Source organism: Alteromonas sp. MB-3u-76 (genome assembly GCF_002831605.1).
Classification (GTDB): Bacteria; Pseudomonadota; Gammaproteobacteria; order Enterobacterales; family Alteromonadaceae; genus Alteromonas; species Alteromonas hispanica.
In genome coordinates this window covers 971,589-984,267 of sequence record NZ_CP025115.1, presented here as the reverse complement: position 1 = coordinate 984,267, position 12,679 = coordinate 971,589, and the positions used below count along the sequence as shown (strand labels likewise).

The window sequence follows — 12,679 nt, the reverse complement described above, 5'->3', positions numbered from 1 at the left end:
AACCCTACTATGGCGTCCTTACCAGTCAGTTAGCGCTGCCATGGTGAATATCTCATCTTCGAAAGCTAGCACTACGCGCTGCGCCTCAATATTGATTATTTGTACTTTATCAGCAATCCAGTCACCCTCAGAAAGTTGACGACCATTTACTCTTACCCAGCGATCACGAGGATTAGACGCATACATGTGCGCGCTAAAGTTCATAGTAGGTAAGCGAGTTAACAACCTAACCGGTAACTGATCTACGCGTAGTGTGTCATCACGAACTTTTACCTTTGTTTCAGGTTCAGCATTTGCGCTCGATGTTTTATCGTCTAGCGCTTCAACAGCTGCGTTGAACCTCGCCATAAGTTCGGGTGAAACTTCTATCTTTCCCGAGTCTTCTGATTCGTTTAATACCTTGCCTTCATATTCATTAGTAACATCTTTGCTAGTGCCATTGTCTGGCAACGGAGCTTGAGTGAGAAGCTCATTGTTCACTTCTGGGGTGCTAGAATTGCTAGAGGTCGTATTACTGGAGTTGGGGTTACTGGTGTTTCTATTAGCATTTGAAGCGGCAACTTGTGTTCCCGCAGGAGTTGATTCAGAAGCTTGCTCTATGCTGTTATATGTACTTTTATCTGTGCTTTTATCTGTAGTTGGCTCTGAAATTCGTTCAGTGCCCTGCCAGGGCATTTGACCACTATTATCAATAGCACCGTTTGAAGCACTGTCTCCTTCAGTTGAGTTAGCTGATGCCTCTTTCAAATCATCGCTTTTCTGAGCATTATTTACGTTAGCAACAGGCGATGTTGATGGCTCTGAAAACGATGCCGACAGTGCTGGCCACCAGTAGCTTTTCGTTGCAGCAGTGAACCCTAAAGCTAATCCTCCCACAATGACCACAGCGAAGGTTAAAGCTTGTTTTGCATATAGCGAAAACGACGATGGGAGACTTTCAACAGTAGGTAGAAACAAGCTGCGATTAAATTGATCATTCAATGATTTATCGAACCGCGCAGACGTGTCGTGCTGTCCGCGTAATAATGCCTGTGTCTGGGTTCGATGGTGAGTAGGTGTAGCAACCTCAACCGTCTGCTCTGGGTCAATCTCTACCTCTTGCACGCCCATTTCAGACAAACCTTGTACCATGGCGTCGCTTGAGACCAGCCCCGACTTACGAATTTTTACAGGGCCGTTTTGCTTGGTAATTTGAATTATTACCATGCCCGGCTTTACGTTCTCTATGGCAATAATGCTAGACATACAAACTCCCAATGCCATACCCGCACACAAGCGCTAGTACAAACGCACAAGCAAGATACCATCTGTTTTGCCCTCGTACCCTCTGGCTTACAACATCTTCTCCCAAGATTTGCTCGGCAGCGGCAAGAAAGATGGGCTTTTTAACCACAGCGTGCTGTTTTGTAAATGAGAGCGTTAGCGCCCTATCGCACAGCAAATTTATAACCCGAGGGATCCCTCCAGTTATTTGATGTACTGCACGCAACGTGCCCTTACTGAATATACTAATATCACCATCTGCCACGCTTAAACGGTGGGCAATATATGAACTAACTTCTGGTGCGGTAAGAGGCAATAAATGATACCGAGCGGTTATACGCTGCGCTAACTGACGCAACTCATTGCGTTTGAGAAGTTGTTGTAATTCCGGCTGACCAATCAATACAACTTTAAGTAATTTTTCTCTATTAGTCTCTAAGTTGGTTAGCAGTCTAAGTTGCTCTAAGACTTCGGGCAAAAGGTGCTGCGCTTCATCTACCATCAGTACAGTATTCATGCCAGACTGATGGTTCTCGGCTAGCTTAGATAAAATAAGGTCGGTGAAGTATTTAAGACTGGCCTTGTCAGAGGAATACGATAGCCCTAACTCGTCGCAAACCGTTGCCAACAACTCTAACGCTGACAGCGTGGGATTTAAAATCATCGCAACCTGAGTATTGTCGGGTAGCTGCTGTAATAGCTTTCGCGATACCGTTGTTTTACCTGTGCCCACTTCGCCAGTAAGCATAACAAACCCACCGCTTTCACGCAGTCCAAAGGTTAGGTGCGCAAGCGCCTCTTTGTGCCGAGGGCTCATGTACAGGTAATGGGGGTTGGGCGCTATCGAAAACGGGTTGTCATTTAACCCGAAGTAATTCAAATACATGGTATTCGCTAATTAATCAAAAAACGATGATTAAACTACCAGAGCAAGGCAGTAAGTAAAAGCGTCATTATGTGCAGCAACAAATTTATTTGTAACATTGGTATACTATCCACTGTTTCCTTTGATTTAGAAGAGCGCAAGTACATGCAAGTATATTTGGTTGGCGGTGCCGTAAGAGACGCACTTTTAGGACGGACCGTTACCGAACGAGATTATGTTGTGGTTGGGGCCACTGTTGAGGACATGCTAGCTAAAGGCTTTACTCAAGTAGGAAAAGATTTTCCTGTATTTTTGCACCCAAAAACAGGCGAAGAGTACGCTCTTGCGCGCACTGAGAGAAAATCTGGCGCCGGATATACAGGGTTTGTCTGCGACGCCTCCAAAGACGTGACGCTTGAAGACGACCTACGCCGTCGAGACTTCACTGTTAACGCCATGGCGCAGGACAACTTAGGCCACATTATAGACCCCTACCATGGCAAAGTTGATTTAGAAAAAAGATGTCTACGCCACGTATCAGAAGCGTTTAGTGAAGACCCCCTTAGGGTATTTCGAGGCGCCCGCTTCGCCGCCCGATATGCATACCTTGGCTTTCATATTGCCGATGAAACATTGGCGCTAATGTCGTCAATGTCGAAAAGCGGCGAATTAACAGCGCTCAGCGCAGAGCGAGTATGGCAAGAAACCAAACGAAGTCTTTTAGAGCGCTCACCCGAAGTGTATTTTTCAGTTTTAGTGAAAGTCGGTGCGTTAAATAGCTGGTTCTGCGAGTTAACGGACTTAATTGACGAAGCATTATCGTTACTGGCTAAAGCGCTAGAAACAAAAGATGACAATGCTCTTATTACTCGATTTACTTCACTATGTATTCCACTAGATGAGCAACAAGCCACTACATTGTGTAAACGCTTAAAAGTACAAAATCAGGTCTCTGAAATTGTTGAACTTGCCTGTAAGTATAAAAACCGATTGTTTACCAATAATATCGAAGCTGGAAATACTGACGCCGCTACACAAGAGGCAGAAGAATTGCTCTCGATTTTTAATGGTGCTGATGCATGGCGACGACCAGAGCGATTTGCAATGTTACTTGCGGCCATGTCACCGTCTGCCCAAGAAAAAGGAATAGACTGGACCAACAGGCAAGCGCTGATATCTCAAGCACTTTTTGCGGCTAATAATGTAAATGTTAAAGATATTATTGCCAGAGGGCATAAAGGGGCGGCTATCAAGGAAGCGTTGAATCAAGAAAAGCGAGTGGCAATTTGCAACGCCATTGAAAACCACACAAGGCAATAAAGCGCATAGGCAAACGCTCTATTTTTTAGCTCCCCCTGCTTTGTCACCCCATATATCTTCTAAACGGCTATCGCGACCGCAGCCCCAACGATATGTTGTGTAACGAATAGGGCTCTTTTTATAAAAATCTTGGTGATAGCTTTCATCGCCTTTGATGGGATAAAACTTAGATGTATTTAGAATGGGAGTGACAACCGTTTGATTAGGAAACATATCCATAACAGCTTTTTTAGACTGCTCTGCTAACTTGCGCTCTTTATCGTTGGCAACGAAAATCGCACTTCGATAACTAGGCCCTTTGTCACAAAACTGCCCTTTGTCGTCAAATGGGTCAATATTCACCCAGTAGTGGTCGAGAATATCTTGATATCTCAGTACACTGGTATCATAAGTTATCAATACCGCTTCGTAGTGGCCTTTATGGTCACCATTGTAGGTTGGGTTCTTTAACTTACCGCCCGTAAAGCCAGAAATTACATCGGTAACCCCCTCAAGCGTTTCAAAATCTTTCTCCATGCACCAAAAACATCCGCCAGCTAGTATGGCCTGCTCAGTGTTTTTTGCCATAGTGAATGGAACGGTAAGCAGTGCTGCACAGGTTATTACTATCGCTAATATATTTTTCATAAAATTATCTATTTACTCTTTTATTTAGGCCATTTAAAGACTGCACATTACTTACGAGGCTATAACATAGTGCGAGTTCATTAATGCTATTACGTTCATATTCTATTCGCGGTTTTCAAGCTTCTATTTTCTCGTTGCTTAAATTTACGGTTAAGCTTGTCGAGTAAGCTGCATTAGCCAATAAAACGTCCGAAGGCGTTACCATTAAGAGCCCGATTAAAAAGCGGCCTAGTTATTCGCAATTCTTGCAGAGTTTTTTTCTGCGTTTTCACCCATCAATGCTACAATACGCGCATTCATTATGAGCGTATTTTTACTATGACTTTCGAAGAACTCGAATTAGACGAAACTCTATGCCATGCAGTGGCAGAAATGGGGTACGAAACCCCTACCAGCATCCAAGAATTGGTTATCCCCCACGCTATGGACGGGAGAGACATTTTAGCCTCTGCTCCCACAGGTACGGGCAAAACTGCGGCGTTTCTTTTACCCGCCTGTCAGTTCTTGCTTGATTACCCCCGAAAACAGCCTGGCGCAACCCGTATTTTAATACTTACGCCAACACGGGAACTCGCACTGCAGGTTTATGAGCAAGCCAAAAGCATCACCAAACATACTCAATTGGTGTGCGGCGTTATTACCGGCGGCATTAATTACGGCACCGATAAAGAAACCCTCAGTCAGAACTTAGACATCTTGGTTGCTACACCTGGCCGTTTATTAGAGCATATTGAAAAAGAAACCGCCGACTGCCGTGATATCGAGTGCTTAATTCTTGATGAAGCTGATCGTATGCTTGATATGGGCTTTTCATCTGTCGTCAATCAAATAGCCACAGAAGCGCGCTGGCGTAAACAAAACCTCTTATTTTCTGCCACTCTTGAGGGTGCTGGAGTTAAAGCTTTCGCTAGAGACATTTTAAATAACCCAGAAGTAGTTGAAGCAAACCCTTCTCGTAAAGAAAAGAACAAAATACATCAGTGGTATCATTTAGCTGATGATCTTGCACACAAACAGGCGCTACTTGTGCATATCCTTAAAGAACAAGTTACTTCTGCCGTGGTTTTCGTTAAAACACGAGAACGCCTGCAAATGCTGAAAGACTTTCTTGCATCAAAAGATATCAACGTGTGCTGGCTTCAAGGCGAAATGCCTCAAGATAAACGCAATGCCGCAATGGCACGCTTTAAAAGTGGTGAAGTACCTATTTTGCTAGCCACCGATGTTGCGGCGCGGGGAATTGACGTACCAGATGTTAGCCATGTGATTAACTTCGACATGCCTCGAAAGGCCGATATATACGTACACCGAATTGGTCGAACAGGTAGAGCTGGCGCGAAAGGGACTGCAATTTCTCTTGTTGAAGCTCACGACTTTGCCATGATCCCAAAAGTGGTTCGCTATATGGATGAGCCAATGAAGGGGCGCGTTATATCTGAGTTGAGACCCAAGAACAAAACGCCAAAAATTGGTGCCAAAAAGAAAAAAGTAGCAGGCAAGACTAAGGCGAAGAGAAAAACAAAGCCTAAAACTAAGTCAAAAGCGAAGAAAGCACCATCAAGCGATAAACCTTCATAGCAGAAGGTCTCATGAGCGCTGAATTAAGTAATTACACTTAAAGCGCTCTGCTTTGTAAGGTCTAAAAGCCTTGAGCTTTGGTACAAAATCGACTGAGGAATTACTATGTCATTTCCCCAAAAAATTGTGTTGGCATCGGGTAACCAAGGAAAGGTTCGTGAGTTCACTGCGCTTTTCGCTGATTATGGCGTTGATGTAGTGGCGCAAAAGGAACTTGGCGTAGAAGATGTCCCTGAAACAGGCACTACCTTTGTAGAAAACGCTATTATTAAAGCTCGCCATGCAGCTGAAGTCACTGGTTTACCGGCAATAGCCGACGATTCAGGCTTAGTGGTAGATGCTCTAGGTGGTGCACCAGGCATTTATTCGTCTCGCTACGCAGGCGAAAATGCGAGCGACGGTGATAACATCGACAAGCTACTCGCCGCATTAGACGGCGAAGCAAACCGAAAGGCGCACTTTTTCTGCACGCTAGTATTTATGCAACATGCTGGCGATCCGGTTCCCTTAGTAAGCCAAGGTAAATGGCAAGGTGAAATATTGCAGGCTCGACAAGGTAATGGCGGTTTTGGTTACGACCCTATTTTCAATGTATCGTCTCATGGGCGCACCGCTGCAGAACTTGAAAACAGTGAAAAGAACCGCATCAGTCATCGCGGCAAAGCGCTGGCTATCTTGCTTGATAACATGAGAGCGGCCTTTGCGTAATCCTCCTCTTAGTTTATATGTTCATATTCCGTGGTGTGTTCAAAAATGCCCCTACTGCGATTTTAATTCACACGGGTTAAAGTCGGCCCTACCGGAAAAAGAATACGTTGCACACCTTCTAGACGACCTGGCAATAGATGCCAAGGCCGTAGGCGATAGACCTGTAGACACTGTTTTTATCGGTGGTGGCACGCCTAGCCTGTTCTCGGCACAAGCCATGGCAGATATTATTGAAGGCATAAAAAGCAGAGTTAATTTGGCATGCGATGCCGAAATTACCATGGAAGCTAACCCGGGCACGGTTGAAGCTGGAAAATTTGAAGGCTTTTATCAAGCCGGAGTTAACCGTATTTCTGTTGGTATTCAAAGTTTTCAGCCTCAACATTTGTCTATATTAGGGCGCATTCATAGTGAGAGCCAAGCGGTAAATGCGGTAGCGCAGGCACACAGCGCTGGGCTTCCTACCTTTAATCTTGACTTAATGCACGGCTTACCTCAGCAAAGCGTCGATAACGCCATGTCGGATTTAAATCGGGGTATTGACCTAAATCCTTATCACTTGTCTTGGTACCAATTAACTATTGAGCCAAACACCCCCTTTTACTCGCGCCCTCCAGAGCTTCCCGACGATGACATATTATGGGAAATACAGGAACAGGGGCACAGGGTATTAGAGGCCGCCGGCTACAAGCAGTATGAAATATCAGCCTATTCAAAAGAAGGGCACCAATGTAGACACAACCTCAACTACTGGCGTTTTGGTGATTACTTAGGTATTGGCTGCGGTGCCCATGGCAAAATAACGGATGTTGACACCGGCTCTATTCAAAGGTTAGTGAAGGTAAAACACCCTAGGGGTTACATGGAAATGAGCAGACCCTACATTGATAAGAAAAACACCGTGGAAGCAGGCGACCTTCCCTTCGAATTTTTTATGAACAGGTTTCGTTTGCTGGAGCCTTGTCCAATTGACGACTATAGGGCGCTAACTGGGCTAGATATTTCTGATGAGGTAAAGTTCGCGCTCGAAGATGCTGCCCAAAAAGGGCTGCTTGATATTTCGTCTCAGCATTGGCAGGTAACATCTATGGGACGTCGCTACTTAAACACCTTACTTTCTTGCTTTGTATAATACGACAAGGCTTAATAAAACAAATGAGTAAATGAAACAGAGGTCCTAATTACTTTCTTCGTCTTGAGACGTAATAATATTGTAAGGTTCAAAAGCGGGTAAGCTTGCTCTCAAATTTTCTTCTGCAACATCTAACCGCTTGAGCTTTTCGCAAAACCACTCGGCTTTTTTACGCAAGGTTGTTGCTTTATCGCCAACATCCAAGCGTTCGCCAACGGTATTCAACTGACGGGTTATTTCAGCCACTCTATCTTCGTTTACTTCGCCGTTTTCGGTATTTATTCCACTGATTGCAGATAAAATACCGCCAACAGACGTCGAGATCGCCTCTTCTAGCTGCGCTTCAATTTCGCTATCAACAAATTCGTCAACGCTTTCAAGGGAGCCCGGGCCAATAAAATAATGATTACTGGCATGTCTAAACTTATCGCGTACTCTGCTTTGAACCCTAGACATAGCAGAATTCAAACGCTCGTAGCTATCGTGATCGCTTCCCACCAAACCTAAATACACATGCTCAATGGTGTCGATAGCAAGGTCAACCCCTTCTGTGGCCAGCACAATCATTTTGGGCACCACGTAATGTAAACCACTAGCGTATTCTTTTAACCACTCTCTTTGCTGTTTATCAAGGGTTTGCCAGCGTCCGCCGATGAAAAGTTGAGATTGATCGTTTATTTGCACAACCGTTCGAGTTTTGTCCATAACTCGCAGCTGATCGCTATTTACTGCGATCCCATAGGCAAAATCGATATTACAGGTGTATTCAGCCTGAGTAGAAAAAGGCAGCCCCGCTAACAAGCAGAACAAGACTGAAAATTTGTGAAAACGCGGAAAAAATTTCATACCTCTATTGTGGCTAGCTTAAGGAAAAATAAAAAGCCGTGTTGAGTCTAACGTGCTAAAAATCAGGTTGAACTTGAACTAGCTCTCATAAAAAGAAAGCACGTAATTAAATATGTGCTGAATACGTGCTTCTTTTGCAAATTAACTAGGGCGTGTTTGTCTTAAAACCCAATGCTCACTCATTTTCACCGGTAAAGGTTCTTACCAAACGAACATAAATAAACCGGTCTTTCTCTTTAATAGAGTGGCTAGCGTTAAAGAACGCCACAACCCAGGCTCTATCAGGATCATCTGCAGAAGGTGTGGATGTCCAAAAGTCATCGGCGGGAGTTTCTGGAAAAAGCCCACTATTAACAGCTGGCCTAACGCAGTTTCGCTCGGTGATAGAAGCAAGCTCTTTCACATTCGGCAACCGCCAACCTAATAAATCGTTATCACTGGCTTCATGAGCAAGCTGAAGGGCTTGTTGCCAGGTGTACTTTGTCGCTTCGCCCTCACACGTTGAACCATTCCATGTTTGTCCTTCCGAGCAACGTCGCCAAACCAAATCTGTCGCAGTGTCGAGTAAAGATGAAGTAGTCACCGCGGTAAATCTATCACTCGGAGTAGTTTCCAAACCGCTTGAAAGGCATTCTTGGGCAATTGCAGCACTAGGAAAAATAAACGCCGAAGTTAATAGTGTGGCTAGCGCAGCACCAACCGCTGCTTTTTTATTAGTTATTCGATGAAGTGCCATATTATCTTCCTGCCCTTACTAAGCGTACCCTTGCTGCAGTTGATTTATTCAAAAAATTATCAACACCCGAATCAAAGTCTAATGCCCATGCGTTCTGCGCATCATCACTGTTTACCCCATCAGCACTTGGCACAGAAGTCCAATACCACAGAGGCTGGTTGCTAAGTGCGCCGGTGTTGGGGAAGTAGTCTGCATCAACAGCTACCACGTCTTTTAAGCCTAAATGCAGCAAAGAGAAAAGCTCTTCATGAGTTGGCATTCGCCAGTCAAAAAAGCCGCACAACCCTTGAGCATTCACCGCTGCCACATAAGCTTCTGTATTACAGTTTGCCAAAGTGCAAGATGCTGCCAAACCGGCTTCATCACCCTCAAAGCCGCCGTTTTCGTCTTGGCTATACCATGTGTAGGTAAAATTCTGATCTCGCAACAATCCGTCGTCTGTTTTAACTTCCCATACAAGGCCAGTTACGTTGTCTCTAACACAAGACCACGTCTGCGCATCAGCGTCCTGCTCATCGCCGTTTGCGTTCAAGCGGGTGAAGTCGAAACCGGCTAGCCCTCGCCCTGCTTTTTCTATCAAACCATTTTTACCAACAATATCGGCCCCTCGCTGACCATCTTGGCCTGGAAATTCGTTTTGCTGTACCTTGGTAATTGCATTATTCGTGGCCTGATCCACAAATCCCGTGTCGTTTATAAGGGCTGTTGGCATAGGCTGCACTCGAACAGAAATACTGTCTTCCACGCTATTGTTGTTAGCATCGGTTACTGTAAGCGTATAAGTCAGTACTGTAGGGCTCGATACTAAAGGCGCAATAGCAAAAGTAGAGAGTGCATCACTATCATCTACCGCACTTATGCTTACATCTGCGTTTGAAGACGAGGCCTCGTTGGTAAAAGAAGCATTACCGGCAGAAGAAAGTACGCTGCCAAATCGCTCCCACTGGTAGGTTAATGTATCGTCGCTGGCGATGCTGGTGCTTGCCTGCCCATTAAGAATAATAACCTCACCGCTGAATACCCCTTGCGAAAATCCGGCATCGGCTACAGGCAGGGTTTGGGTTTCAGATTGAATAGATAGTGAGACTGACGTTGTGTTGCTTGCGCCTTCGCTATCGGTTACCTCAAGCTGAAACTCTATTACTTGAGGATCGTTGGCAACAGGCGTGCTAATGCTAAGCGTAGAGGAGTTAGTATCAACGCCGGTGATTACATTGATTCCCGCGGTTTGCGACCATCTAAAGCTGGCAATTTCATCCCCTTGTGATGGAGCGTCGGCATCACTACTGCCCGAGCCATCAAGCACAATATCGACACCACCTGGAAATTGGTTTTCTGCTAAACCTTCCCATTGCGGAACAAAAATACTCGCCACTGGAGCTATATTAACTGGGGCAACAGTAATAATGGTAGAGTCGCTTCTTGTATTACCGCTCGTGTCATTCACAGATAGAGTTAGCGTGTAATTGGTGTCCTCGCTTACTGACGGAGCGACAAAACTTGCCGTAGAAACCGTGTTGTCTTCATGCGTAATATCCAAAGTAGGTGAAGAAGACCAGTTATAAGTGTAAGTACCGTCACCGCCGGTTACTTCGCCGCTTAATGAGTAAGTTACGCCCTCTGTAACTGTGGCATCGGGGCCTGCATTGACGGCAAGCCCACTGCTATTTGGAGGACTATCGGAATCTCCACCGCCTCCACAACCACTTAAAATAAAAATAGCAGTGCACATGGCGAGAAACTGCGAAGCGCTGCTAGCTCGCGAAGACAAACGATTGAAAAAGGTAAAAGGCGTTACTTGCATATCAACTCCAACCGCACGGTAGCAAGAGTACCGTGCGCAAAAAAAACAGTATGTATGTTAAAACCGAGGGAGAATAAGAAAGGTGGCTATGGCGGAAAAGCACTAAAGAGTTCGTTTTAACTCCTGCGCTTCTGACACCGATACCTGTAACGCTTCTAATTGTTTTTTCCCTACTGCCACATCGGTCATGTCGTAAATCATCATACTGATGTAATCCACGTTCCCCGTTGCCGAAGTTAACGGCGACAGCGTGATATTTTGATACATATATGACTCACTACCTGTAATCGGCCGGTAGTTAGGAAACTTAAACAAATATGGGCGTTGTTCCCATGTCATGAAAGCACGGGTTTTCAATTCAAATACTGGCTTAGCTTTTTTCATAAACCAGTCTTTTTTAATTGCGGGAAATAAATCAAACAGCGATTTTTCTCTTACCTCACTTGGCAACAGTCCGCTGTGGCTTTCCATAAAACCATTCCACACTTGCACAGAAAAGTTTTTGTCTAATACTACAATACCAACATCCACAGTTTGCAGCATGTCCATCATCCAGTGGAATTCTAATAAATCATCTAAATTCTGACTCATTAAAAATCCTCCAATAGATGGGCAAGTTTAGAATTCATCATTTTCATCGATTCTTCAGTAAACAGCAAAATGAGATCGCATTGTACGTCGTACCCTTCAAGTCCGTAACTTAGCTCTATGGCCAATGTACGCTTCCACTTAATTTGATTCATACTGATGATTTCTGTAATTGCTCGATGCTGGCCAAGAACAATTGGGTGACCTTGACTGAAGTTCACATCCATTTGATTTGCCAAGCCAGTAAGACAAGTACCAATTAAGATACTTGCTGCATCCATCAATAATTCTAACTGGAGCTGATCGTCTACCTCACCTTCTACATTAAGGATTTTAGCAACGTCATCGAAGCTTGAATCACTTAAAATGCACAGCGCCTCACCACTTATACCCGGCCCCAAGAAGCCTTGGCAAACAGCGGTCACCTCTTCATGACTCTCTATATCAGACAGCATCATGTGAAGTTCAGACACCTCAATAAGGTTAACGTTAGGTATGGGAAGTTCTACAAACACATCCATTGTTCGGGCTAGATGATCGCCAGCCTGCCCCATAGCAATGTTGGTAATTTCTTGATAGCAGTCGCGAATATCTGGGTCTAAAGGAGTAACTTCACGAACGGGTTCACTGTCGACATGCAGTATATTGTGTTTATCCAACACATCTGCCAAGGCTTGGGGCTCGACAGGTTTGCGAATAAAGTCTAATGCGCCGAGAGATAACACCCTATCTTTCGCTTCAGGCTGAATATCGCCCGACACCACGATAACCTTTGTTTTTAAACCCTGTTGCTGAATGGCTTCTAACGTTCCATACCCGTCTAACACAGGCATGTTTAAATCGAGAAGGAGAAGATCGCCTTTACCAGCGGCAAGGGAAGCCAGCCCCTCTTGACCATTCTTTGCAAAGTGTACGGCAACGTCCCAATCTTGCGGGAGGCACTTTGCCACTTGCTTTCGTGCAACTAAAGAGTCATCACAAACGAGTACGGAAAACATTAAGCTTTAATACCACCTAATTTTGGAAACCAGTTTTCACCGACTTAGTTAACTTATTTACCCTATTAGGTAATTATCGGCAGGACAGCAGCAAACTGAAACGTACTTTCGTCCGCGCTTACATCATCGTCCATTCCTTTTGTCTATACACAGAATGATACGAAATGCTTCACTAAGAAATAGCACTTTTGGACAATATTGCCAAAGATAACGC

12 protein-coding genes are annotated in these 12,679 nt (G+C 44.7%); 4 read left to right on the top strand and 8 right to left on the bottom strand.

Annotated features, from left to right (window positions below; genetic code table 11):
- Window positions 1-18: 18 nt before the first annotated feature.
- Window positions 19-1,245 carry a general secretion pathway protein GspB gene (locus CW735_RS04410; RefSeq protein WP_071978794.1) on the bottom strand — a complete coding sequence of 409 codons (1,227 nt, stop codon included), beginning with the start codon at window positions 1,243-1,245 and terminating at the stop codon, window positions 19-21.
- The gene (locus CW735_RS04405) at window positions 1,238-2,149 is read right to left on the bottom strand and encodes an ExeA family protein (protein WP_071978793.1); all 912 of its coding nucleotides are present in this window, start codon (window positions 2,147-2,149) and stop codon (window positions 1,238-1,240) included. Before CW735_RS04405 ends, CW735_RS04410 begins: the two co-directional genes overlap by 8 nt.
- Before the next feature lie 144 nt (window positions 2,150-2,293).
- Between CW735_RS04405 and CW735_RS04400 the strand changes: the two genes are divergently transcribed.
- On the top strand, window positions 2,294-3,448 hold the full coding sequence (locus tag CW735_RS04400; protein ID WP_071981149.1) for a CCA tRNA nucleotidyltransferase: 1,155 nt from the start codon (window positions 2,294-2,296) through the stop codon (window positions 3,446-3,448).
- An 18-nt stretch (window positions 3,449-3,466) separates the two neighbouring features.
- Here CW735_RS04400 and msrA read toward each other — a convergent pair whose 3' ends face one another.
- Entirely contained in the window at window positions 3,467-4,075 is a 609-nt protein-coding gene (msrA, locus tag CW735_RS04395) for a peptide-methionine (S)-S-oxide reductase MsrA (protein WP_071978792.1), read from the bottom strand.
- A 318-nt stretch (window positions 4,076-4,393) separates the two neighbouring features.
- On the opposite strand from msrA, the gene srmB reads away from it, so the two are divergent.
- The 3 genes from srmB to hemW all read left to right on the top strand — a co-directional run bounded on the left by srmB (window position 4,394) and on the right by hemW (window position 7,493).
- Entirely contained in the window at window positions 4,394-5,653 is a 1,260-nt protein-coding gene (srmB, locus tag CW735_RS04390) for an ATP-dependent RNA helicase SrmB (RefSeq protein ID WP_071978791.1), read from the top strand.
- A gap of 105 nt (window positions 5,654-5,758) precedes the next feature.
- Entirely contained in the window at window positions 5,759-6,361 is a 603-nt protein-coding gene (rdgB, locus tag CW735_RS04385; RefSeq protein ID WP_071978790.1) for an RdgB/HAM1 family non-canonical purine NTP pyrophosphatase, read from the top strand.
- On the top strand, window positions 6,354-7,493 hold the full coding sequence (hemW, locus tag CW735_RS04380; RefSeq protein ID WP_071978789.1) for a radical SAM family heme chaperone HemW: 1,140 nt from the start codon (window positions 6,354-6,356) through the stop codon (window positions 7,491-7,493). The genes rdgB and hemW overlap by 8 nt, the downstream gene beginning before the upstream one ends.
- A 45-nt stretch (window positions 7,494-7,538) precedes the next feature.
- On the opposite strand, the gene CW735_RS04375 is transcribed toward hemW, so the two are convergent.
- The 5 genes from CW735_RS04375 to CW735_RS04355 all read right to left on the bottom strand — a co-directional run bounded on the left by CW735_RS04375 (window position 7,539) and on the right by CW735_RS04355 (window position 12,465).
- Complete coding sequence (locus tag CW735_RS04375; protein WP_100971086.1) at window positions 7,539-8,339, bottom strand: DUF2884 family protein; 801 nt, start codon at window positions 8,337-8,339, stop codon at window positions 7,539-7,541.
- A 175-nt stretch (window positions 8,340-8,514) separates the two neighbouring features.
- Window positions 8,515-9,075: an Lcl C-terminal domain-containing protein gene (locus CW735_RS04370; RefSeq protein WP_100971084.1), complete on the bottom strand. Its 561-nt coding sequence runs from the start codon at window positions 9,073-9,075 to the stop codon at window positions 8,515-8,517.
- 1 nt (window position 9,076) lies between these two features.
- Window positions 9,077-10,879: an Lcl C-terminal domain-containing protein gene (locus CW735_RS04365; RefSeq protein WP_198520992.1), complete on the bottom strand. Its 1,803-nt coding sequence runs from the start codon at window positions 10,877-10,879 to the stop codon at window positions 9,077-9,079.
- Between the two features lie 102 nt (window positions 10,880-10,981).
- Complete coding sequence (locus CW735_RS04360; protein ID WP_071978787.1) at window positions 10,982-11,470, bottom strand: PAS domain-containing protein; 489 nt, start codon at window positions 11,468-11,470, stop codon at window positions 10,982-10,984.
- The gene (locus CW735_RS04355; protein ID WP_100971082.1) at window positions 11,470-12,465 is read right to left on the bottom strand and encodes a response regulator; all 996 of its coding nucleotides are present in this window, start codon (window positions 12,463-12,465) and stop codon (window positions 11,470-11,472) included. Before CW735_RS04355 ends, CW735_RS04360 begins: the two co-directional genes overlap by 1 nt.
- Window positions 12,466-12,679: the final 214 nt, after the last annotated feature.

Excerpts from the sequence above, each read along its gene's own strand:
- CW735_RS04410 (WP_071978794.1), bottom strand. The coding sequence starts at position 1,245 with ATGTCTAGCATTATTGCCATAGAGAACGTAAAGCCGGGCATGGTAATA.
- CW735_RS04405 (WP_071978793.1), bottom strand. The coding sequence starts at position 2,149 with ATGTATTTGAATTACTTCGGGTTAAATGACAACCCGTTTTCGATAGCG.
- CW735_RS04400 (WP_071981149.1), top strand. The coding sequence starts at position 2,294 with ATGCAAGTATATTTGGTTGGCGGTGCCGTAAGAGACGCACTTTTAGGA.
- msrA (WP_071978792.1), bottom strand. The coding sequence starts at position 4,075 with ATGAAAAATATATTAGCGATAGTAATAACCTGTGCAGCACTGCTTACC.
- srmB (WP_071978791.1), top strand. The coding sequence starts at position 4,394 with ATGACTTTCGAAGAACTCGAATTAGACGAAACTCTATGCCATGCAGTG.
- rdgB (WP_071978790.1), top strand. The coding sequence starts at position 5,759 with ATGTCATTTCCCCAAAAAATTGTGTTGGCATCGGGTAACCAAGGAAAG.
- CW735_RS04375 (WP_100971086.1), bottom strand. The coding sequence starts at position 8,339 with ATGAAATTTTTTCCGCGTTTTCACAAATTTTCAGTCTTGTTCTGCTTG.
- CW735_RS04370 (WP_100971084.1), bottom strand. The coding sequence starts at position 9,075 with ATGGCACTTCATCGAATAACTAATAAAAAAGCAGCGGTTGGTGCTGCG.
- CW735_RS04365 (WP_198520992.1), bottom strand. The coding sequence starts at position 10,879 with ATGCAAGTAACGCCTTTTACCTTTTTCAATCGTTTGTCTTCGCGAGCT.
- CW735_RS04360 (WP_071978787.1), bottom strand. The coding sequence starts at position 11,470 with ATGAGTCAGAATTTAGATGATTTATTAGAATTCCACTGGATGATGGAC.
- CW735_RS04355 (WP_100971082.1), bottom strand. The coding sequence starts at position 12,465 with ATGTTTTCCGTACTCGTTTGTGATGACTCTTTAGTTGCACGAAAGCAA.